At 45.2% G+C, this 22625-nt stretch carries 23 protein-coding genes; 9 read left to right on the top strand and 14 right to left on the bottom strand.

The features are described from left to right. Positions 1 to 23: 23 nt before the first annotated feature. Positions 24 to 251, top strand: coding sequence for a hypothetical protein (locus LPKJCM_RS10320; protein WP_057961496.1), 228 nt, complete (start codon positions 24 to 26; stop codon positions 249 to 251). 264 nt (positions 252 to 515) lie between these two features. Here the strand turns inward: LPKJCM_RS10320 and LPKJCM_RS10315 are convergent, their stop codons facing one another. Continuing rightward, positions 516 to 1022, bottom strand: a complete 507-nt coding sequence (locus LPKJCM_RS10315; protein ID WP_057961495.1) for a pyridoxamine 5'-phosphate oxidase family protein — start codon at positions 1020 to 1022, stop codon at positions 516 to 518. 178 nt (positions 1023 to 1200) lie between these two features. On the opposite strand from LPKJCM_RS10315, the gene LPKJCM_RS10310 reads away from it, so the two are divergent. Next, complete coding sequence (locus tag LPKJCM_RS10310; RefSeq protein ID WP_057961494.1) at positions 1201 to 2526, top strand: dihydrolipoyl dehydrogenase family protein; 1326 nt, start codon at positions 1201 to 1203, stop codon at positions 2524 to 2526. Between the two features lie 236 nt (positions 2527 to 2762). On the opposite strand, the gene LPKJCM_RS10305 is transcribed toward LPKJCM_RS10310, so the two are convergent. The 4 genes from LPKJCM_RS10305 to LPKJCM_RS10290 all read right to left on the bottom strand — a co-directional run bounded on the left by LPKJCM_RS10305 (position 2763) and on the right by LPKJCM_RS10290 (position 6281). Next, positions 2763 to 3068, bottom strand: coding sequence for an SdpI family protein (locus tag LPKJCM_RS10305; RefSeq protein ID WP_057961493.1), 306 nt, complete (start codon positions 3066 to 3068; stop codon positions 2763 to 2765). 31 nt (positions 3069 to 3099) lie between these two features. Further along, a complete protein-coding gene (locus LPKJCM_RS10300) occupies positions 3100 to 4092 on the bottom strand; it encodes a D-2-hydroxyacid dehydrogenase (protein ID WP_174659032.1) in 993 nt (330 codons plus the stop codon). 14 nt (positions 4093 to 4106) lie between these two features. Continuing rightward, positions 4107 to 5285, bottom strand: a complete 1179-nt coding sequence (locus LPKJCM_RS10295) for an aminotransferase class I/II-fold pyridoxal phosphate-dependent enzyme (RefSeq protein ID WP_057961491.1) — start codon at positions 5283 to 5285, stop codon at positions 4107 to 4109. Positions 5286 to 5567: 282 nt separating this feature from the next. Next, a complete protein-coding gene (locus LPKJCM_RS10290; protein WP_057961490.1) occupies positions 5568 to 6281 on the bottom strand; it encodes a demethylmenaquinone methyltransferase in 714 nt (237 codons plus the stop codon). Between the two features lie 65 nt (positions 6282 to 6346). Here LPKJCM_RS10290 and LPKJCM_RS10285 point away from each other — a divergent pair, with 65 nt between their 5' ends. Further along, on the top strand, positions 6347 to 7261 hold the full coding sequence (locus tag LPKJCM_RS10285) for a 1,4-dihydroxy-2-naphthoate polyprenyltransferase (RefSeq protein ID WP_057961489.1): 915 nt from the start codon (positions 6347 to 6349) through the stop codon (positions 7259 to 7261). Here LPKJCM_RS10285 and LPKJCM_RS10280 read toward each other — a convergent pair. Continuing rightward, the gene (locus LPKJCM_RS10280) at positions 7258 to 7857 is read right to left on the bottom strand and encodes a TMEM175 family protein (protein WP_057961488.1); all 600 of its coding nucleotides are present in this window, start codon (positions 7855 to 7857) and stop codon (positions 7258 to 7260) included. The genes LPKJCM_RS10285 and LPKJCM_RS10280 overlap by 4 nt on opposite strands. 312 nt (positions 7858 to 8169) lie before the next feature. Then, the gene (locus tag LPKJCM_RS10275; RefSeq protein ID WP_057961487.1) at positions 8170 to 9114 is read right to left on the bottom strand and encodes an L-lactate dehydrogenase; all 945 of its coding nucleotides are present in this window, start codon (positions 9112 to 9114) and stop codon (positions 8170 to 8172) included. 142 nt (positions 9115 to 9256) lie between these two features. Between LPKJCM_RS10275 and LPKJCM_RS10270 the strand changes: the two genes are divergently transcribed. Then, on the top strand, positions 9257 to 9619 hold the full coding sequence (locus LPKJCM_RS10270; protein ID WP_057961486.1) for a type II toxin-antitoxin system RelE/ParE family toxin: 363 nt from the start codon (positions 9257 to 9259) through the stop codon (positions 9617 to 9619). Continuing rightward, complete coding sequence (locus LPKJCM_RS10265; RefSeq protein WP_057961485.1) at positions 9606 to 9881, top strand: helix-turn-helix domain-containing protein; 276 nt, start codon at positions 9606 to 9608, stop codon at positions 9879 to 9881. Before LPKJCM_RS10270 ends, LPKJCM_RS10265 begins: the two co-directional genes overlap by 14 nt. 169 nt (positions 9882 to 10050) lie before the next feature. Here the strand turns inward: LPKJCM_RS10265 and LPKJCM_RS10260 are convergent, their stop codons facing one another. The 5 genes from LPKJCM_RS10260 to LPKJCM_RS10240 all read right to left on the bottom strand — a co-directional run bounded on the left by LPKJCM_RS10260 (position 10051) and on the right by LPKJCM_RS10240 (position 16314). After that, positions 10051 to 11121: a hypothetical protein gene (locus LPKJCM_RS10260; protein ID WP_057961484.1), complete on the bottom strand. Its 1071-nt coding sequence runs from the start codon at positions 11119 to 11121 to the stop codon at positions 10051 to 10053. 274 nt (positions 11122 to 11395) lie between these two features. After that, the gene (locus tag LPKJCM_RS10255) at positions 11396 to 12250 is read right to left on the bottom strand and encodes an alpha/beta hydrolase (protein ID WP_057961483.1); all 855 of its coding nucleotides are present in this window, start codon (positions 12248 to 12250) and stop codon (positions 11396 to 11398) included. 308 nt (positions 12251 to 12558) lie between these two features. Beyond that, entirely contained in the window at positions 12559 to 13482 is a 924-nt protein-coding gene (locus tag LPKJCM_RS10250) for an L-lactate dehydrogenase (RefSeq protein ID WP_057961482.1), read from the bottom strand. Positions 13483 to 13660: 178 nt separating this feature from the next. Further along, positions 13661 to 15301 carry a peptide ABC transporter substrate-binding protein gene (locus LPKJCM_RS10245; RefSeq protein ID WP_057961481.1) on the bottom strand — a complete coding sequence of 547 codons (1641 nt, stop codon included), beginning with the start codon at positions 15299 to 15301 and terminating at the stop codon, positions 13661 to 13663. A gap of 383 nt (positions 15302 to 15684) precedes the next feature. Continuing rightward, the gene (locus LPKJCM_RS10240) at positions 15685 to 16314 is read right to left on the bottom strand and encodes a histidine phosphatase family protein (RefSeq protein ID WP_057961480.1); all 630 of its coding nucleotides are present in this window, start codon (positions 16312 to 16314) and stop codon (positions 15685 to 15687) included. A 363-nt stretch (positions 16315 to 16677) separates the two neighbouring features. Here LPKJCM_RS10240 and serC point away from each other — a divergent pair, with 363 nt between their 5' ends. The 4 genes from serC (at position 16678) to LPKJCM_RS10220 (ending at position 20056) form a co-directional block, all read left to right on the top strand. Further along, a complete protein-coding gene (serC, locus tag LPKJCM_RS10235; protein WP_057961479.1) occupies positions 16678 to 17754 on the top strand; it encodes a 3-phosphoserine/phosphohydroxythreonine transaminase in 1077 nt (358 codons plus the stop codon). 11 nt (positions 17755 to 17765) lie between these two features. Beyond that, the gene (locus LPKJCM_RS10230) at positions 17766 to 18932 is read left to right on the top strand and encodes a phosphoglycerate dehydrogenase (RefSeq protein ID WP_057961478.1); all 1167 of its coding nucleotides are present in this window, start codon (positions 17766 to 17768) and stop codon (positions 18930 to 18932) included. Between the two features lie 144 nt (positions 18933 to 19076). Beyond that, the gene (locus tag LPKJCM_RS10225; protein WP_057961477.1) at positions 19077 to 19391 is read left to right on the top strand and encodes a DMT family transporter; all 315 of its coding nucleotides are present in this window, start codon (positions 19077 to 19079) and stop codon (positions 19389 to 19391) included. A gap of 113 nt (positions 19392 to 19504) precedes the next feature. Continuing rightward, entirely contained in the window at positions 19505 to 20056 is a 552-nt protein-coding gene (locus LPKJCM_RS10220; RefSeq protein WP_057961476.1) for an NUDIX hydrolase, read from the top strand. Between the two features lie 93 nt (positions 20057 to 20149). On the opposite strand, the gene pyrC is transcribed toward LPKJCM_RS10220, so the two are convergent. Beyond that, positions 20150 to 21424 carry a dihydroorotase gene (pyrC, locus tag LPKJCM_RS10215; protein ID WP_057961475.1) on the bottom strand — a complete coding sequence of 425 codons (1275 nt, stop codon included), beginning with the start codon at positions 21422 to 21424 and terminating at the stop codon, positions 20150 to 20152. A 21-nt stretch (positions 21425 to 21445) separates the two neighbouring features. Beyond that, positions 21446 to 22393, bottom strand: a complete 948-nt coding sequence (locus tag LPKJCM_RS10210) for an aspartate carbamoyltransferase catalytic subunit (RefSeq protein WP_057961474.1) — start codon at positions 22391 to 22393, stop codon at positions 21446 to 21448. Positions 22394 to 22625: the final 232 nt, after the last annotated feature.

Here is a 22625-nt window from a genome sequence, read left to right as displayed (position 1 = left end):
TAAATTAAAAGAAGGTAATCCAAATGAGTATGCAGCAGCTCCGTGATCGAATGATTCAGTATCTGACAATCACCGTACCATTAGCTGGGCTAATCGTTTCCATCCCTGGCATGGGCTACTTTGTGTGGTGGGATGGCGATCATTCCACTGGCGCCTTGATTTATAGCCTGATTCCGTTTGCGATGGGCGTCTTGATTTCCATCCCAGGGTGGATTTGGAAACGTGCCGCTCACAAACATGATCATATGTAGCATTAAGAGACCAATACAGGCTTTCACGCCCTGTATCGGTCTCTTATTTGTTTGTCGCTATTTCGTATTTCTAAAATACCGTTAGTCAAGTTGTGAGGGTCGGAAAGCACGTTTGTTAGGTTCTGATGTGGTCCCTTCTGGTTTGAAAAAACGCTCCGACGGGCCAGAGGCTAACTTCCAAGGGTACTTTGATTAAAGCCCCTGGGTTTTGGGGCTTTAATCAAAGTACCCTTGGAAACCGCCTCTTCCGGCCCTCGTCACGCTCTAGTTGAATTCCGGATCATCCCCGCCATGCGCCTTGGCCGTGAATTGCTTAACGGTGATCTTAATAATCCCAACATACTCAATGGTCTTATCCGACACTTCAAACTCACTCAACTTCTGCCCTGTTTCGTGTGCCAAAATTACTTGGAGCGCGTGCTTCTTGATCTCTGAATCTTCAATCAATTCGGCATCCCCATAACCCATTACACTACGATAGGCAAAACTGGGGGTATTTTGCTTCGGATCCTTGGGCACCATCAGTGGGCCGCCATCATCAATTTCAAAGCCCATCCGGCCGTCTTGCTTGATCAATTCACGCTTATGACCGACGGGAGCGCCATGGATATATAACGTCAATTGGTCATCGTCGTCAAACTCATAGCCAAAATTAGTGGGAACAACATAGGGATAATCAGCCGTTCTAAACCCACTGTGAATCACGTGAGAATCCTTTAAAATTTGTTTGATTTCATCAATATTTGTGACTTCCCGATCTTTTCTGCGCATCCTATCAGCTCCTCGTATTTGCTTTAAGTATAGCCATTTCGTCCGATTACGTACATAGACATTTTCGAATCGGCATCGATTTTCAAACCAATTCGTTGCACGCAACTTGTTTACAGGTTACGATTTTATTAGTTCAAGATGTAATCGTTTCCGAACAGAATACACGGGAGGTATCTCTATGGCAAATTATGATTATGACGTCTTATACATTGGCAGCGGGCACGGAACTTTTGATGGTGCAATTCCACTAGCGGCCCGCGGCAAGAAAGTCGGCGTGATTGAATCCGGCTTAATTGGTGGCACCTGTCCCAATCGCGGCTGTAACGCTAAAATTACCTTGGATGCGCCAGTTGCTTTGACTCGTTTAACTGAAAAAATGCAGGGAATTGTTAACGGCAGCTTGGTGATTAACTGGACTGCCAACGAAAAACATAAGCAAGAAGTGATCGAAGGACTGCCAGACATGATCGGCGGTTTGATGAAGTCCGTCAATATCGACATTATCAACGGTCACGGGACCTTTCAGGATGCTCATACAGTGATGGTCGACGGGAAAGCCAAAACTGCTGAAAACATTGTCATCTCCACTGGTCAGCATCCACATCGTTTGGATATCCCCGGGACTAAGCTGGCTCATGTCAGTACCGATTTCATGAATCTCACCCACTTACCAGCCAATATTACAATTATTGGGGCGGGCTACATTAGTTTAGAATTCGCAACTATCGCAAACGCAGCCGGCGCCAAGGTGACTGTGATTACCCATGGCGACAAAGTCTTACGCAAGTTCTACCAACCATACGTTAAGCAAATTGTGGCCGATCTGAAATCCCGTGGCGTTGACTTTGTCAATAACACCGAGATTACCGACTTCGAGCAGGATGGCCATAGCTTCATCGTCAACTACAAGGGCGGTCAAGTGAAGACCAACTGGATTCTGGATGCTACCGGTAGAGAGCCAAACGTCGACGACATCGGTCTTGATAAGGTTGGTGTCAGCTACAGTCAAAAAGGCATTCAAGTCAACGACCATCTGCAAACCAACGTTGATAACATCTATGCTTCAGGTGATGTCATTGATAAAGAGCAGCCAAAGCTCACCCCAACGGCAATCTTTGAGTCAACCTACTTGATGCACACCTTCGCAGGTGACACTACGGCCCCAATTGATTACCCGACAATTCCAGCGGTTGTTTTCACTTCACCAAGGATTGCCAAGGTTGGTGTTTCAGTAGAAGATGCCAAAGAACAAGGCTTCACAACAAAAGAAAATCATTTGCCAAACGACTGGTATCGTCAAGTCACTAAGGAAAAGATTGGTGATAACACGCTGGTTTATGACAAGCAAAATCATTTAGTTGGTGCCACAGAAATCAGTGATCAGGCAGAAGATGCAATCAATGCCCTGCTGCCGGCAATTACGTTCAAGTTGGATCCAGCACAGCGAGAACGATTGGTAACCTTGTTCCCAACGATTGCGGCGGATGCGTGGGGATCAATTTAGAGCGCGACGAGACCTGGGTGACCCCAGAACATAAGGCAGAAAATTTAGTAGCGAACGTTTCTTGTTCGCTACTGAATTTTTTGTCTTATGTGGCCGGGGTCAGGGTCGTCGGAGCGTATTTTCAAGGCCGCAGGAACCTCAAGAAATCCTAACAAACGTGTCCTTGTGCAAAATACCGCCAAATAGCCCCGAACCACAAGAAAAAGCCCACCAAATTGGCGGGCTTTTTGCATCCTTTAGTGATCCATCTTCCGAAGGCGACTTTCAATCACCCAACTAATCAGCAGTATATAAACCAACAAAATAACAACGTTGCTCGTTATCGAGAGGGAAACAAACAAATTAATCACTACCAAAACTACTTGGCAGGCAATGCCCCATGAATAAAACCATTTTTGGGACGCCTGCCACTTTTCTTTGGTGCTCCGGCTTTGCGGCGTCCTATAGCCAACAATTCTGGAGGGCTCTCGGCTGCCGAAATAATAGTAGATGGCAGCACCAATAAAGATTAGTAAAATTAATCCCGCAAACTCGATTCCCATGGTTCATCACTTCCTCAAAGACTGATTATTTCTAGCCGACTTCATGAGGACTCTTTTGGCCATTCAAAATCGTCACAACATCATTCAAAGCAATTTCCACCATGTTTGAAACGGCAACTTCAGTATAAAAACCAATGTGCGGTGTCACATTAACGTTGGGCATGGCCAAGAGCTTTTCTAAATTAGGATTGTCAATCTGCTTACCGGTTAAGTCTTGGCCGACAATCGTATTCTCACCTTCAAAGGTATCGATGGCAGCCGCAGAAATTTCTTGATTTTCAAGCGCATCAACTAAAGCACCGGTATCAACCACTTGGCCGCGAGACGCATTGATAAAGATCGCTGACGGCTTCATTTCTTTGAAGACATCGGCATTCATCATTTGGTTGGTCTCGTCAGTCAATGGCGTGTGCATCGTCACGATATCGGCCGTTTTGAAGACCGTCTCGTGGTCAACGTAGGTTAAGGTATCATTGAGTTCAGGGCGATGAATCGGGTCGGCAGCAATCACCGTCGCACCCAATGCCCTAAAAATTCGGGCAACCGCGCTGCCAATCTTGCCGGCACCGATAATGCCAACCGTCAGTGTGTGGATCTCGCGGGCTTCAACACCCTTCCAGCTGAAATCACCGTGCTTTTCACGTTCGCCAACTTCACCAATGTGTCGAAGCAGGCTCATGACGTCAGCCAGTACCAATTCACTGACAGACCGAGGTGAGTACGCCGGCACGTTGGTGACCACCAAATCATTCTCCTTGGCCTGATCAAAATCAATAATTTCATATCCAGTAATCCGCAGCGTGATCTGCTTGATGCCAAATGAATGAAGCTTCTCATAAATTGTCGGATCAGAAACCGGTCCGTGCTGCTGGATGACAATCCCATCGTATCCTTTGGCAAGATCAACTGTGTCAGCAGTCAACGGGACGGAATTAGTATCCACTTGGACGCCGTTTTTCTTAACCCAGCCATCCAGCGGCTTTTGTTCATCTGGTCGAACGTTGTACATTAAAATTTTCAAAATAATTCAAGCTCCCTTTATTTGACTGATTGTTTATCAACGTATGTTTGAATCCGGCTTACCGCTTCTTGGATGTTCTCCTCGCTGGCCGCGTAGCTAATCCGAACGTAGCCTTCACCGCCCGGCAAGAAGTATGACCCCGGAATTAAAGCAACTTTGGCTTCTTTAGCCAAGTCATAACAGAATGCCTCACTGTTTTGATTCAATCCAGCTGGAATCTTAGCGAACACGTAGAAGGCCCCATTAGGATTAGGACAACTGAAGCCGGCTTTTTCCAAACCAGCCACCAACAGGTCTCGGCGTTTCATGTACTCCTGCTTCATTGGCAGGGCATCGTCCATGCCATTTTTGAAAGCTTCTTCAGCAGCGGCCTGGGCGTTGGCGGTCAACGAGGTAATCGTGAATTCACTGACCTTGGCAATTTCATTGATGATCTCTTCAGGCCCACAAATCATCCCAACTCTCCAGCCAGTCATCGCGTGAGATTTGGAAACCCCGTTCATGACTAAGGTTTGTTCCGGCAGGATGGACCCCATCGAAACGTGGGTCCCGTCGTAAGTCAACTCACTGTAGATTTCATCACTTAAACAAATAATGTCGTGCTTTGAAATCACATCCGCCAACTTCTGCAGGTCATCTCTGTGGTAGGTGACACCGGTTGGATTATTGGGGAAGTTAAGGATAACTGCCTTAACCGTATCCTGGTTGGCATCAATTGCCGCCGATAATTTTTCTGGTGACAATACAAACCCATTATCCGAGGTGTCCACAAAGACTGGTTTGGCACCGGCCAGCATCAAAATTGGCACGTAAAGTGGGAAAATCGGGGTTGGCACGATCACTGTATCACCGGGATTAATCATGGCGGTTAACGCCGAGTAGATGGCACCGGTGGCCCCTTCCGTCATAATGACCTGTTTATCGGGATCGTAATTCAATCCGTACTTGGTGTTCAAGAAATGGGCTGTAGCTTGACGGAGTCCCTCAGTTCCTCGCGAGTTGGTGTAGTGGCTCTCGTTATCATCGATCGCCTTAATTGCCGCCTGCTTGACGTGCTCGGGGGTGTTAAAGTCAGGTTCGCCCAAAGTTAACTTAACAATGTCTGGAATTGTTGAAATTTTCTGGTTAAAGGTTAGAATAGCGGCCGGTGTTAACGCTGCCACCCGTTTGTTCATCTTATCTGATAATTTGCTCATACTGTTTTCCTCCTCAAAATAATAGGGTCCTCAAAGTCAACGAACTGACTGTGAGGACCCACCATTGGTCTGATTCCGCACAGTCAACTCAGTGATCTGTGCGGCCTTAATCTGCATTACGAAATGCTTTTGGCTTATTCACAGATCACACTCGGAAAAACCAAAAGTAATATCGGCAACTATTCATTTGGATGTTTAAATTAGTTATCATAATTAAAAACTCCTTAGAATATGTTAAACACATGATAACGTTTTTAATCTTGTGAATCAAGGGGCAGTTTATCAGGGCTTCGTCCCTAGGTGAAATGCCGCTGCCCCAAAGGTGAATGGTCGATAGGAAACATCAACCAGACCGGCGTTTTGAAACATTGTGACCAACTGTTGAGCTGACACAAATTCGGCTGTTGTTTTTTGTAAATAAGCATATTCCCGGTACCGATTCACAGCTACTTTTGCCATTAATGGTACCAAATCAAAGTAAATCTGCCAGCCTAATTTGATAACCGGATTAGTTGGCTTGGAGGTTTCTAAGCAGGCAACCTGACCTCGGGCGTGGACAACCCGGCTCATCTCATGGAGCACTTGATCAGCATCCGGAACGTTTCGCAGGCCAAAGCCAATGGTGGCAAGATCAAACTGGCCATTCTCGTAGGGCAGCTTCATGGCATCCCCCTTAACCAGTGTGACCCGATCTGACAATCCGGCCGCCCGAACTTTTTTATCAGCAATTTTCAGCATCTCGTCACTAAAATCAAGTCCAACTACCTGGCCGGATGGGCCAACCGCCTTGGCCAGGGCAATCGTCCAATCGCCAGTTCCACAGCATAGGTCAATCGCAAAACTGCCTGGCTGAACGTTTAACTGTTTCATGACCAGTTTGCGCCAGTGCTGATGATTACCCAAACTAATCAGGGAGTTCATCCCATCATAATTGTCGGCAATCTGATCGAATAATGATTCCACTTTTGTTTCCGGCGTCTTATTTGTCAGCGTCATTTTCCCGCTCCTTTGGTATAATTAAACTATATTTTTGAACAAATGAATCATTTTTGGAGGTCAAGATGAGTTTATCAACTTTTACAGAGTTAGTCGAGCTAAGAGCCAAGGCTGCCAGCATCTTCCCATTTTTCACGGGACTATTCTTTAGCTGGTACGTCTTGGGATCGGCAAATGGCCTGTATGCCGTGCTCTTTTTTATTGCAATGCTTTTATTTAACATGACGGTGGACACGCTGGACAACTACAACGATTATATGCATTCCAGCGAAGATAAGAGGAAGTCCGGTACCAACATTATCGGCCGCAAGCACATTTCGCTCAACCTCATTCGAACACTGATTGTCGGCATGATTGTGCCATCGGCTTTGATCGGAATCTACCTGGTCTTTCAAGTGGGCTTACCGTTGCTGTGGATGGGCCTGATCTGTTTTGCCATTGGCATCATGTATTCATCGGAGCCTCGTCCCATCTCCAGCACCCCATTTGGTGAAGTTGCATCCGGGTTTGCGATGGGAGTCATGATCACCTTAATCTCAGTGTATGTTAATTCCTATCAGCTATTTGCCTGGGATACATCCTTATTGGCTCAAATTCTGCTGGCATCGTCACCGCTCTTCTTCTGGATCGCTAATATTATGCTCGCTAATAATATTTGTGATGCACAGGAGGATGAAGTCAATCATCGATGGACAATTGTCCATTACATCGGTGTCAAAAATGCGTTGTTGATGTTCAATGCCGCCAATGTTTTGGCCGTCCTGCTGGTGTTTTATGCCATGTACGTCGGCGTCTTCCCACTGGCACTGTTCTCAATTCTATTGGCAGTCCCGTTGATCATCAAAGAATCATTAATTTTTAATCACGAGCAGATTAAAACCAAAACCTTTGTCTGCGCCGTTCAGATCATGATTTTCGGATCTTTGAGTTTGTGTGTTGGTTTCCTTGGATACTGGCTTTATTCTCTGATCATCCATTAGTTAAACAACTGATCGCTGTCCTTGTTAAATCGCGCACCAACAAAAATAATCAATAAGAAAACAAGGACCATTTGGAGAGCCGGCAGATAGATAATTGCCACAATCGAAGCAACTATCTGTCCACTTACCCATTTCCAACTACCCATAAATCGATAAATGGCCATTGACCGAATGCTCTTTGCAGCTTCCGGCCGGTAGTCTTTTTCATTTGCCTTCACAAGCATGACAGAAAGAATGAAATACGCCACCGACCAGAGCAAATAAACCAGAAAGTAAAAAGTTTCAAAACCTTGCTGGTTCAATCCTTTGCCGACCCAAGCCGTTGCGACCGGTAAAAATGGCGTCGCAAACATCCAAAAGTTGTTTGCCCAGTAAACATTTCGACTGATCCACCTGGTCTTTGAGAACATATAGTGATGATTGTACCAGGCAACGCCGATAAATAAATAACCAATTGCATAGGAAATCAAGTATGGCACCTGATCCAAAACTGCACTAATCGCAAATGATTCCGGTGTTTTAAATTCCAAAATCATAATCGTCAAAATAATGGCTAAAACGGCATCCGTGAACGCTTCAACTCTTCCCTTGTTCATCCTCTCACCCCTTAGAACTCGTTACTCATAATATACAGCATTTGCCCTTGAGAAGTGCATAAAAGACCCGTAACTAAAAAGAGTGAGAAATAAAGCGGTTAGTTTCCAGAATATAAGCCGGCAATCCGAATATCCTGAGCCTGGATATTTTGATTGCCGGCTTATATGGCCAGAAACTACTTTATTTCTCACCTTTCTGCAAGTGGTTATTCAAAATGATAAAGTCCGGATGAGACGAAAACTATTTTTGTCTCAGCCCTTTCTAAAACACTATGTGTGATTGATTGTTCGACTGTTCTATGTGAAAGATCCTTATTCGGTCGCGAAGTCCTTGGCTTTTGACTCTTCGAACTTCTCTTTAATGATGTTGGCACAGTTTTGCAGCTTAGCTAATTCTTCATCTGTTAAGTCAAGTTGGAGCTGCTGGACAATGCCATCCCGACCAACGATAGCTGGATAGGATAAGTATGAATCGAGTTCTTCACGGTAGTTAGATACCGGCAGTTCTGCTCGTGCATCGTTTAAAATAACGTTGGCTAGCCGAACAGCCGCACTGGCAATCGCATAGTTGGTATACCCCTTACCACGGAAGACAACAAAGCCACCCATCCGGGCATCCTCGTCAATTTTATCAAGGTCCAAGCCTTCCTTGTCGGCTAACTCAGTGATTGGTTTGCCCAACACCCGGACAGTTGACCAAGCAGTAAATTGAGAATTCCCATGTTCACCAAGATTATAGCCAGCCACGGAACGCGGATCAATATGTAATTTTTTGGCCACGGCCCGTTTCATTCGTGACGAATCCAGCAATGTGCCGGTTCCAATCACATGCTTCTTAGGTAGCCCAGTGACCGCCTGATAAATTGACGTGATCGCGTCAACTGGATTGGTAATGACGATTAAAATCCCATTGAAGCCGGAATCCTTGATCTTACCGGCAACTGATGCCGCAGCCTTTTGGGTATATGGATACTCGATGAATCGATCATTGCTGGGATTATCGCGCTGCAGCTGGAGTTTGCCAATCGCAGAAATCACAATATCGGCGTCAGCCAGCTCACGATAATCATTCACAGCGATGTTAGTATGGGTTGGTAAGTTGGCCATCGCATCTTCAAAGTCTAAGGCGTCGGCTTTAACCTTTTTCTCATTAATATCAATCAGTACCAAATCATCGGCAAAGCCGCCAGATACGATATAGTGAGCAACCGTAGCGCCCACACTTCCCATTCCAATCACACCAATTTTTCTTGTCATTTAATCACCTCAAAAATTTTTAATGGTAACAGCATACCACTTTGAGATGTTAGTTCAACAGTGAATTTTCATTTAATGAGATTTGTTCAAATAAAGCAGCATTATATTTGCTTGCTGATAGCGGATCTGATATCATGAAGATATGAAAAAATTAGTCTTTGACTATTATGACTGGGCCGAGTTCCAACGATTTCTGGATTCATTACCAAGCAAAGATGCTGTAAAGCTAACTAAGCTAATCTCCAAGATTGAGATCTACGGATTGGCTGTTGCTCAGCGCCAAGAATGGACGAAAAAGCTCGAAGATAATTTATTTGAAATCCGTTCGCAGTTTGGTTCCAACATCCAAAGAGCAATTTATTTCCATGTAAGTAGGAATCAATATTTAATTACACATGGTTTCACCAAGAAAAGGAACAAAACGCCTGAGTCTGAGAAGAAGCGTGGCCGCGGTCGCCGCAATACATATTTTCATGAGAGGAGAAATGATGATGAGCAAAATTGATGATTACATCAAAGAGCGCAGTAGACGTGACCCAGAGTTTGCTGCGAAGGCCAAACAAGAAGATTTTAATTTAGATGCTGCGGTGGCGGTTAGTGACTTACGTGAAAGCATGCATTTGAATCAACGCGACTTTGCAAAATTGGTTGGTAAACCTCAGTCCACAATCTCAAGAATTGAACATGGTTCAATGAACGTTTCAACACAGCTGCTTAGTCAGATTGCGGAGGCATCTCATAAGAAACTAAGAATCGAATTCGTATAATGGAGCACGACGCATTTTAATCCCAGAATTTAAGCAAACAATCCAGTTATTCCTGCTTTTTGGAATAACTGGATTGTTTGCCTGATTGGCAAGGTCAGCCGATTGCCTCGCGTTTAAGCTAGATAATAGTGGGGCAACGCATGACTGACAAATAGTTAAGCTGCTGCTTTTAATTCAAGGTATTCTGCCAAACCTCCTCAGTCAAATATGGCAACTGGCGAGCCCGTTTCTGGACTTCCTTAAGCCGATATGTCAGCATCCGGTTAAATGAACGCCGAAAGTCTTTCCCATCCGTCGCGTAATCGGTACCGGGGAATCGCTGAACACCACTATTATCACGGTATTCAATTGAAACATCCCGCATCAGCCATTCGTGACTTTTCATATAGCGCATAACTGCAGTTGGTGATGAGACCGTTAATTTGATGCGAGTGAGAAATTGCCGCTCTCCTGCCCGGTCTCGATAATATTCAGCTTCTCGGGCAGAAATATAGTCAGTGTTGGCCACCAGCAGCTGATTATCCAACAGCGATTGAAACTTGTCAGTGACTGTCAGTTTTCGGGTGTGATCAGGGTCTACGTATGCAATCCGGCTCAGTTCATATTCCTGTTGAGCATTCAGTTGTTGGATAATCTGTTGTTTGGTGCCAGCTTCTCCAAGCATCTGGACATGAAAATTGTTCATCATTAACGGCATATCCAACGTTAAGCTGATTTCAGAAATCTGTGGCCTCACCATAAGGGGCAGCATTTCCAACGCAACCAACCCAATCAGAGGTTCTTCCAGTACATTGACAAAACGGTTGGGGTTAATGGTTAAAGTCACCTTGATCTCGTGATTTGGCCCTCCTGCCGGTTCACTTGTGACCACAATCATTTGACTGACAGTGTAACCAAACCCCACTGGGCTGCGAACAACATACTGCGTCAAATCGAATAATTGATAATCGTGATATAAAATCAGGCTCTGGTAATCATCCTTACCAATCACGGGGGCTGGCCCACGACGCTGCCTTTTGGGAAATGATTCCACCAAGCTTTGGAATTTGAGATATTGCTGCTGGGTCATGGTGCTGGTGAGCTTAACGGTTTCAATTTCAAATTGAAGTTTCTTAGCCGGATAGTCAATTCGGCGGTGGGAGAATAATTCGGTCATTTTATCCTGATAGGCATAATTTAAGCTGCGATATTCGGGAGAATTGTAGTTATTTGAATGAAACACTGATTCACCATTTATCAAAATTGATTACCCCAATCATTGTTTATTGGCTCAATTTTAAGTCGAACCTGCCAACCAGTCAAACTCGAATATCTTTTTCAGGCAACGTTGACAAATCGGATTTGGGGCGTTATAATATAAGTATATTAACAATTCGAGTTAGATAAATAGGTTTTAACCACCGGCCGTTCGTTGCTGGTGGTTATTTTTTTACCCCAAAAAATCAGCCTGCCGAGTATTCGGTAGGCTGATTTTTAGTAGTCAGAAATGGCTGAGCTTCGGTCAATCATGCGTGTTACTCTTTAAGATGGTGATTTAAAAAGGCCACAATAATCTTGACAACTTCAGGTTGCATGAACAGTTCGTCCATATGTTGACCCCCTTCAAGCACGTAGTAATCTGCATCCACTCCATGGGAAATCAGGTCGTCATACAACTTTCGACTGTCCTCAACGGGAACGACTTCATCATCGGAACCATGTAGTATTAAGAACGGTATCGTCTGATCATTGATAAAAGTATGCGGATCCGCCTGAGCAACTAATTCGGGGTGGTCTTCAGGTTTAGCCCCCAATAAGTTCCGATACACAAAGTCAAAGTCATCACTGGCACTATTTTGTTTGGCAGAAAGTGGATTGACTACCCCGTACCAAGGAATCGCCAACTGAATATCGCTTGATTGATCCAGATAATCACCAACATCAAACTGTTTTTGCCCATTTGTGACTGCCGCCATACTGGCAAGGTGGCCGCCGGCAGACTCGCCCATAAGGGCCACTCGACTAGGGTCGATCTGGTATTTTTCGGCATGGGCTTTGATGTATCTGATGGCAGCTTTTGCATCAATGAGCTGAGCAGGCCACACTGCCTGGTTGCTGTTGCGGTATTGAACACTGACAACTACATAGCCAGCTCTGACAAAATCCACCAAATTGGGAAGATGCACATTATGATCAACCGTCATCCACCCACCGCCGCCAAACCAAAAGATAACCGGCAACGCGTGCGGTTGACCCTCAAATTGCCGTAATACGGTTAATTCCAGATTCAACGTTGAATGTCCAAGCCAACCGGGGACTTGTGCATAGGTCACATTGGTATCCTGCCAAAGTCCAGGACGCGTGTTGGCAACTGAAATTGCTTTTTTCATTATTCGACACCTTTCTGTTATCAGACGATTAACTGCCGCTTTTGAGATCCACAGAATATCAACTGCGGATATCTATTGATGAATTATACGGAATATCTTTAACCAGAGTGAGAATTAAAGCGGTTAGTTTCCAGAATATAAGCAAGCAATCTGAATATCCCGGGTTTGGATATTTAGATTGCTTGCTTATATGGCCGGAAACTGCTTTAATTCCCACGTTTCGGCAATGTCATATTCAAAGTAACGAAGTACAAGTGGAGGCACTAAATAGTTTCTTTATTCGAGCCAAATGATGGGAATTTTGCTGCCTATTGCATACTCTCTTTAAACTTCGTCTTAATATAATCAGCTGAAATCTGTAGTTTCTTCTTTTCCTCGTCAGTCAATTGTAACTGAACCTGCTCAATGATCCCATCGCGGCCAACAACTGCTGGGTAAGACAAGTAAGTGCCCAGTTCCTCACGATAATTGGAAACAGCCAGTTCGGTATGGGCATCACTCATCACCGTATTAGCCAACCGAACAGCAGCAGTTGCCACCCCGTAGTTGGTGTACTTTTTACCATGGAACACGTTAAAGCCGCCTTCCCTGGCTGCTTTATCCAGCGCATTCAGATCCAAACCACGTTCTTCGGCAACCTCAGTAATCGGCCGGCTCAAAACGCGAACCGTTGACCAGGCAGTGAACTGGGAGTTCCCGTGCTCACCTAAATTAAAGCCGGTAACAGAACGTGGATCCAAATGCAGTTCGTCAGCGACCGCCCGCTTCATCCGTGAAGAATCCAAGAGGGTCCCGGTTCCAATAACGTGTTTTTTGGGCAGTCCAGTAATTTCTTGGTAAATCGAGGTAATCACATCAACCGGGTTGGTGATGGCGACAATGATGCCATTGAACCCGGAATCTTTAATCTTTTGGGCAACCGATTTAACGGCTTTGCTGGTAAAGGGCAGTTCGGCAAACCGATCGTCGTTGGGGTTATCCTGAAGCTTAATATTTCCCAAGGCTGAAATAATCACATCGGCATCTTGGAGCGCAGAATAATCATTCACTGTAATGTTGGTGTGGACGGGCAAATTCGACATTGCATCCTCAAAATCAATTGCGTCAGCTTTGACTTTGTCTTCATTGATATCAATCAACACCAAATCGTCCGCGAAGCCGTTTGCAACAATGTAATGAGCAGCTGTCGAGCCAACGTGGCCCATTCCTATAACACCAATTTTTCTTGTCATCTAATATCACCTCAAAAATATTTGTTGCCAAAAGTGTACCATGTTTAGTGAGGTCACGGTGAGAAATCTCACATTTAATTGCCATGAGTTCTTTATTTGCTGAAGGATTCTGCCAGTGTGAGCCCCCTGGTATCAAAAAGGACCTTCAACCACTGTCAAAGATCCTTCATGCAAATAATTATTTGATATAAGCGGTCTTATAACTCCACTGAGTTCCAGCAGTGTTATGAACGATTCCTTTCACATCAGGCTTCTGCAGGTAAGAAGTAACCTGTTGATAAAGTGGGGTCATCCCCTGATCGGCATTAAACAGCTTAGCCGCCTTCACCAAGTCACCCCAGCGCTTTTCAGGATTGTTGGCATCTCGATTTTGGGCTCGTTTGATTAATTGATCATAGGTTGGGTTACTGTATTTGCCGCTATTATAGGCAGTCCCCGTTTCAGGAATCTGCAGAAATGAGATTGGGTCATTGAAGTCGGCGCCCCAGCCGGAAAGCGAGAGGTCAAAATCGCCCTTTAAGACTTCTTGATTGGCGGCTTGAGCAGGCACGTTTCTGATATTCAGCTTAAAGCCAGGAAGGTCACGCTGCAGTTCGGATTTTAGATACTGAGTAATCGGATTACTGGTTGGATCATCGTTAGATGCCGTGAGCGTCAAGGTAACGTTCTTGGTTCCCAAGGCTTTCAAGCCTTTTTCCCAGTGCTGTCTGGCAAGTTTGACGTTATAATCAACCGAATTTGGAACGGCTTGCTGTTTAGCAAAGTCAACGCCCGTCTTTGGATCTTTGGCGAGACCGGCAGCCACAAATCCAGTTGGAGTGTCGGAACCGTCTCCGAGGACCTTTTTGGTGAGCTGCTGGCGGTCAATTGCTAACGAAATCGCCAATCGAATATCTTTATTACTCATCGCCTTGCGTTTAGCTTGAGAAGCATCTTTAAAGTTATATTTGAGGTAGCCAACATACGAGTATGGATACTGTTGGAACTCCTTATTCTTCTTGTAATGCTTGACCTGTTCATTAGAAAGTGGCGTCAAATCAAGCTTACCCTGTTGATACAATTCGAGACCGGTGGTTGGGCTGAAAACCACCGTGTAATTGATTTTGTTTAATTTCACGGCCCCCTTGTCCCAATACTGATTATTCTTCACAAATTGCCACTTACTGCCAGTTCCATTCCAATTTTGAACTTTAAATGGCCCTGAATAAACCATGTACTTGGAATTAGTACCATACTTCTTGCCATATTTATCGACAACTTTCTGGTTTTGAGGTCCAAATAATGGATAGGCCATCAGTACCTTAAAGTAGGCAATTGGCTTTTCAAGTTGAACCTGAACCGTCTTATCGTTCAATGCTTTAATGCCGATCTTATTCGGTGAGAGCTTACCAGCATTGACTTGATCGGCGTTTTTGATGCCGCTAAATAAATAAGCGTAAGTCGATTTAGTGCTTGGCTTCAGTGTCCGGCGCCAGGAATAAACAAAGTCTTGAGCAGTGATTGGATCGCCATTACTCCATTTGGCGTTGCGCAGGGTAAAGGTCCAGGTCTTGCCGTCCTTGGATACTTTACCGCTCTTGGCTAGGGCTGCAGTCGGCTTGCCGTCTTTTCCCAAGCGATAAAAGCTTTCGAAGACGTTACCAGTCTGGCCGTACCCGGTGGATTTGGAAATATCGATGGTGTCCAAAGGTGCAGTCGTACTGAGATTCAAAGTTTGTTTTGGATTATTGGACTTGTTTGCAGATTTACCACAAGCAGCCAAAGTCACCACCAAAATGGCGCTTAAAGTTAACAATAAGAGTGATCTAAGTTTTCGCATGAATGATTCCTCCAAAGAATTTAGTTTGTCATATTTCTTCGATCAACATCTGACTACACACTGCAACCGCCACCTTTAATTGTTGTGATCAAACAAAAGAGATCTGCCAGGACATAAAAAGAGTGCCTCACTTCAGCTATGACGCTGAAATGAAACACTCTTGGTGTTGATGATTCTTGAAAAGATGGGCTGTCAATTATCAGCTCACAGCTTTTCCCCAAAATCCAATCGTTTACCAAAGAAGCCACGATCAGCGCTAACCTGAGCTTGACACATTGAACAACACATGAATTTAGCAGCTGATTGTTGCATGAATGGCTTCCTCCTCTTTCGTTACTTGATGCCATTTAATATACCCAATTGAATTTCATTTGTCAATTAATTTAAAAATGAGAATTAACCACTCGATTGTAATAACGCAGATAATATGACTGCGTATCTGCCTGCAAAGTAATCCGGGTCACGCTGGTATTATCAGGTTCTTCAACCACCATCATGTCGTTTGGTCGCCCAATGGCCGCTAACACCGCTGCTTTAATCGTGAAACCGTGCGTCACCAGAATAATCTTGTCATTAGAATATTTTGCCGCAACGTCCTGCATGAATTCATCGATACGATCAATCACATGGTCAAAAGGCTCCCCATTTGCAGTATCAGCGTACGTGGGAAGGACATCATTCAGCGTCAAATCAAAAAGCTGGGGATATTTGGCCATCAGATCGGTATTTTTTTCGCCATCCCAATCACCATAAGAGATTTCGAGAAGGCGTTTGTCGTAAGTTACCGGCAAGTTCGCGCTCTGATTCAATATAGCCGCAGTGTCTTTTGTCCGCTGCAGTGGGCTTGCGACAATCCGATCCGCAAACGAGATATCGAAACCTTTCCGCAAACTTTCCACCTGTTGCTTTCCGGTTTCCGATAGGTAAGTGATTGCCGAGTTGATGGTCCCCTGCTTTAGTCCGGCGGCATTGGCCGCAGTCTGACCATGGCGAACAAAATAAAAATCAGTCATATTCTTTCCTCCACTTAATCCATTATTCATTGAACTTACCATGTTCTTGATGCACATGCAAACATTGTCATGACACTTTATTTGAAAATGGGTGTTGCTTTTATCTGTGAGTTCTGTTAGATTTTAGTTATAAGAAATGGAGGTTGTTCACATGAACATGCAATTAGCTGATTTTACAACAACATCATCCTCCTGGTCTACAGTCACATCTGTGTAGGCCATCTTTTGATACATGCGATTCAACAAAAGGCCTTGCATAGATGAAATCTTTTTAATCACTGTGAGACCGCTAAAAACGTCAGTTAGAAACTCTCACAGTTATTCTGTGGGAGCTTTTTAATTTAGATAAAGGAGTTTTTGGTCATGACGGTATATAATTTTGCGGCGGGTCCGGCAACACTGCCTGATCCAGTTATCAAACAGATCCAGGCTGAACTGCCTTCAATTAACAGCAGCGGGATGAGCATTATGGAAATTTCCCATCGTTCCAAACTATTTGACGACATTATCAACGAGGCAGAGCAGGACGTCAGAGATTTAATGCACGTCCCTGATAATTATCACGTTCTCTTCTTCCAAGGTGGTGGTACCGGTCAGTTTGCCGCCGTTCCGATGAATCTGGCGACGAAACACAAACGGATTGCCTTGCTGGACAGTGGTCATTGGGCGACTCGAGCTGGTGATGAAGCAGCCAACCTCGGCTACCAAGTGGATGTTTTGGCTTCGACCAAGGATCAGCATTATCACGCCCTCCCCCAGCTTGACAAAGCCATCTCGGCCAATGATTACGATTATTTACACATCACGACGAACAACACCATTGAAGGGACCGCTTATCACCAGCTGCCGGAACACGGCGATGTGACTTTGGTTGGCGATCTGTCTTCCAACTTCATGGCCGAGCAATACAACGTCAGTGACTTTGGTTTAATTTTTGGCGGTGTCCAAAAAAATCTCGGGCCGGCTGGGGTCACTTTGGTCATTGTTCGGGATGACTTGGTTCAGCCAGTCGACCATATTCCAAGCATTCTCAATTACAATTTATTCGTCAAAAAGAATTCCATGTATAACACCCCACCCGTTTTCAACATCTACGCCACCGGATTGGTACTGAAGTGGCTGAAGGATCAAGGCGGGATTGCCGGGATTGAAAAGGTGAACCGGCAAAAGGCAGCTCTCCTATACGACTTCTTGGACGAATCTACATTATTCGCCAACCATATCAAGGCGTCTGACCGTTCATTGACCAATATCCCATTTAGCACTGGCAACGCGGATTTGGACACTCAGGTAATCAATTCAGCTAAAGAAGCCGGCTTGATGAATCTCAAGGGTCACCGGAGTGTCGGCGGTCTGCGTGCTAGCCTTTACAACGCGATGCCACTTGCAGGTGTCCAAGCGTTGGTTGATCTATTACACAATTTTGAAAAACAACATTAGGGGGAACTCATATGTATCAAGTAAAAACTTACAATGCAATTGCTCAAGCTGGATTAGACCGGTTCTCCGACAACTACCAAATTAATAAAACCGATGACGCTGACGCCTACCTAATTCGATCCGTAAACCTTCACGACCAGGACTTTCCAAAGAATTTGAAAGTCATCGCCAGAGCCGGCGCCGGGTTTAACAACATCCCCTTAGACAAGGCGACTGCCAACGGAACGGCAGTCTTCAACACTCCCGGAAGTAATGCCAACGCGGTGAAAGAACTCATTATCGCACTCCTGATTGCTTCATCGCGGAACTTATTCGCTGCGGCCGATTACGCTGCTCACAACAGCGGGGCCGATATTTCCCTGCGAACTGAAAAGGACAAAACTAAGTTCAAAGGAACCGAACTGATTGGCCGGACACTAGCCGTGATTGGTGTCGGCCACGTTGGTTCCCTGGTTGCGAATGCGGCCAGCGCCTTAGGTATGAAGGTAATCGGCTATGATCCTTACCTGTCAGCTGACGCAGCTTGGCACATTTCGACGACGATTACCCGGGCGAAAACCCTTGGCGATGCGCTTCAACAAGCCGATTATGTTACCGTCCACGTCCCGAAGAATGAAGAAACCACTGGATTAATCGGTTCTGAGCAAATGGCAATTATGAAGGATGGCGTGAAGCTGTTTAACTATTCACGAGATGGCATTGTCGATAACGCGGCCGCAGTTGATTATTTGGACGCTCGTAAAATTCGGACGTACTACACTGACTTTGGTGAAAATAACCTATTAAACCGAGACGACGTGGTGGTTACGCCCCATATTGGCGGGTCGACGCTTGAAGCCGAAGCCAACGGCGCCACTCAAGGAGCCAATACAATCATGACTTATTTGGAGACTGGCAATATCGAAAACTCGGTGAACCTCCCCAACCTCCAAGTCCCCTTTAACACCCCTTATCGTTTGACACTGATCCACAAGAACATTCCAAATATGGTTGGTCAAATTGCCACCCTGTTGGCCGATGCGGGCATCAATATCGAAAGTATAAGTAACGCCGCTCGTAAGGAAGTTGCCTATACCATCGTCGACCTGGACAACTTGAAGAACGAAGAGCAACACCAATTGGTTGAGCGCCTTGCGCAGATTGATGCGGTGTATAGAGTTCGAGTGTTGCAGAAGTAAATTCCCTTTCAATTCCAAATGTGCTACACTAATAACAACTTCATATTCGACTGCCACCGGGCAGCAACTTCAGGTACTTTTTACAATTCCGTTAGGTCATAGAAGGAATTGTGAGGGGTACCCTTTTTCTTTAGGAGGATTTTTATGAATTGGATATTTTTGATTATTGCAGGGCTCTTTGAGGTTGTTTGGGCAACGGCGATGAAATATAGTCACGGCTTTACCAACTTGATGCCATCGATTGTCACCATTGTCGGCATGCTGATCAGCTTTTTCCTGCTGGCACATGCCACCAAAACGTTGCCATTGAGCATCGCCTATCCGGTATGGACGGGGATTGGCGCCGTTGGAACTGTGATTGCCGGTACTATTCTGTTTGGGGACAAAATTTCACCAATTACTTGGGGCTTTGTCATTCTGCTGCTGGTAAGTATTGTTGGAATTAAGATGACGAGTTGACCGTCTCTGTGACCTTGATGAGCACCCAAATGATGATAGAATAATTGCTGTAATGAATCGTCTTTTCACACCAGCCTTATTCAGTGAGTATAGAAGACAAAGGAGATAATCAGTTGTTCAAAACATGGCACCACCCAGGCAAGGTTTTTGACCGGAAAAACGTCTATACTGGTCGCGTCTTTTCAGTTGACCAACTACACATCCAAACGCCGGACGGTTTAAAAATCGAACGTGATCTTATCAAGACCGACCCCACCATCACCATCTTGGCCATTTCACCGGATGACCAGGTCGTGATGAGCAGTGAGTATCGGGCTGGCGTCAACAGCGATTCGGTCTCACTGCCAGCCGGCATTGTCAATCCTGGTGAAACCAGCGAGCAGGCGGCAGCCCGCGAATTGCGTGAAGAAACTGGCTACGTTGCCAAATCAGTCACTAAGATGACTCGAATTACCTCTTCGGAAGGCTTCATGGATCAATTTGCCGATTTGATGTTGATTCAATTTGATCCCAGCGAACGCGTCGAACGCCACTTTGATAAAGATGAGTTCGTCAACAGTGAATTAGTGCCGCTTCAACAAGTCGTCGATTGGATTCATGAAGGCAAAGTCAACACAGCCCAAGCAGTTTCGTCAGTTGGCTATTACACCATGTTTCTCAAATAACTAAAATGCTGCAGTCCATCAAGAGTTAGGCCTCTCGGTGAGCTGCAGCATTTTTATTCTTATTGATTAAAAATATGTTTTTATATGATCATTTTACGATCTTTTATAGGCAACGTCGCCATCAACCAAGGTCATGACCGTATCTCCATAGACTGATTCGCCGGTAAACGGTGAGTTCTTGCCTTTTGACAGATAGTCACTCTCTTTGATCTCATGTTCGTGGTCCAAATCAAAGATGGCAATATCAGCGGGTTGGCCGACTGTCAGTGTTCCGGCGCCTCTCATCTTGAAGACAGTTGCCGGTTGTTTGGTCATCCAGTCAATCAATTGAGTTAGGGTGAACCGACCGGTCTTAACAAATCGGGTGTACAGCATACTGAACGCTGTTTCACTCCCCGTGATGCCAAAAGCAGCGGTGGCAATTGACTGATCCTTATCCGCTTTGGTATGAGGCGCGTGGTCGGTGGCAATCATGTCAATCGTGCCATCAAGCAAGCCCTGAATCAAGGCTTGGCGATCGTCCTCGCCTCGCAACTGCGGGTTCATTTTATACATCGCGTTGTCTTCTTTGATAAACGCATCTGACAACAATAGATGATGGGGTGAAACTTCGGCGGTAACGTTAATTCCAGCCTGTTTAGCAGCTCGGATAATGTTAACGGTATGTTTGGATGAAGCGTGGCAGACATGGTAGTGCACGCCAGTAGCTTCTGCTAAAATGACATCCCTGGCAACTTGAGCCGACTCACTAACCCAGGGCATTTCTTTCATCCCTAGTCGTTGAGCAGCCCCACCGTTCAAGACACCACCATAGGTTAAGGCGTCATCTTGGACGTGTTCAACAATTGCCATATTCAGCTTGGCAGCCTGCTGCATTGCTTCATACATGGTACTGCTCTTTTGAATACCGTTGCCGTCGTTGCTAAACGCAAAAGCGCCGGCATCCTTTAACGCCTTGAAATCAACCAACTCATCACCGCCACGATTGGTGGTAATCGTCGCATATTGCTTGATGTGAACGACACCGTCTCTATGGTTCAATTTAATTAAAGCTTCCATATTATTAACTGAGTCAGGTGCCGGAGTGACATTTGGCATCGCACACACAGTGGTAAAGCCACCGTGGGCTGCGGCCATGCTGCCCGTCTTGATGGTCTCTTTTTGTACCTGCCCAGGTTGGCGGTAGTGCACGTGGACATCGATTAGGCCGGCAGAGACAAAGTTTTCCTTGGCATCAACAACCTCTTCGACGCCATCAGTGGAAATGTCTTCAGCAATTTCAGCCACCCGACCATTCTCGATTAAAATATCGCGTTTAACCAATTCACCACGATCAAGTATTTTCCCATTAGCAATTATGCGTTTCATCAGTCGAAATTCTCCTCGCTATTAATATTCTTCCTTAATCAGGTCACGATTGCGAAGCATGCTGGTCATGATTGCCATTCTAACAAAGACACCGTTGTGCATCTGTTCGAAGATTCGAGATTTGTCGCATTCAACCAATTCGTCAGCAATTTCCACGCCGCGGTTAACGGGTGCCGGATGCATGATGATTGACCGTTGTGGCATTCTGGACTCACGTTCAGCGGTTAAACCATATTGTGCATGATATTTTTCAGCAGAGAAACTGCCGTTTTCGTCGTCAGCAATTCGTTCGTGTTGAACCCGGAGGAACATCATGACGTCCATTTCTTCAACCAAATCATCGATCGGCATCCATTCGCCATATTTGGCAAATTCTTCGGTGTACCACTTCTTTGGTCCGCCAAAGTAGACGTGGGCGCCAAGCATGGTCAATACTTTCATGTTGGAACGGGCAACTCGTGAGTGGGTTAAATCACCGACAATGGCAACCTTCAATCCTTCAAAATGACCGAACTCTTCATATATAGTCATCATATCAAGCAGTGATTGTGATGGATGTTGGCCGGAACCGTCACCACCATTGGCAATGCCAACGTGAACGTTTGGATCAGCAATTAAGTCCTTATAGTATTCGTTCTGCTTATCACGGATGGCAACCAAATCAACACCGATTGCTTGGAAGGTCTTAACCGTGTCACTCATTGATTCACCCTTGCTTAATGAACTGTTGGAAGGATCAAAGTTAACAACTTGAAGGCCTAATTTACGTTCAGCCATTTCAAAGCTGGTGTGGGTTCTCGTGCTGCTTTCAAAGAAAAGGTTAGCGGCATACACTGGCCGCTTTAAGGCAATCTGCTTGCCGGCTTTAAAATCTTGTGCTTCATGGATGAATGATAAAACGTCTTCTGCCGAAAGGTCTTCCATACTTACAACATTTTCAAAACTTACCGGTTTAGTAATTTGCATCATTGTGATTTCCTCCTAAAATTAAAAGCGCCTTGCCATGTTCGCAAAGCGCTCCTTGTGTGTTGGGAACCACATTCCAGGACGTTTTGCTCTCACGGGAACAGTTAAATCGTCAATAAGAATGGGTCTAGAATTTTTGGTGTTGGAAAGTATTTCCATTCCAAAAGTACTAGGCCCTTTTTGATAACAAAAAAAGGCATCTAAGCCTCCCTAGTTCTATGCTTTAAGCGACGAA

This window comes from Lentilactobacillus parakefiri, from assembly GCF_002157585.1.
Classification (GTDB): Bacteria; Bacillota; Bacilli; order Lactobacillales; family Lactobacillaceae; genus Lentilactobacillus; species Lentilactobacillus parakefiri.
Note: the sequence above shows the minus strand (reverse complement) of the source record. Positions and strands in the feature narration are given on the sequence as shown.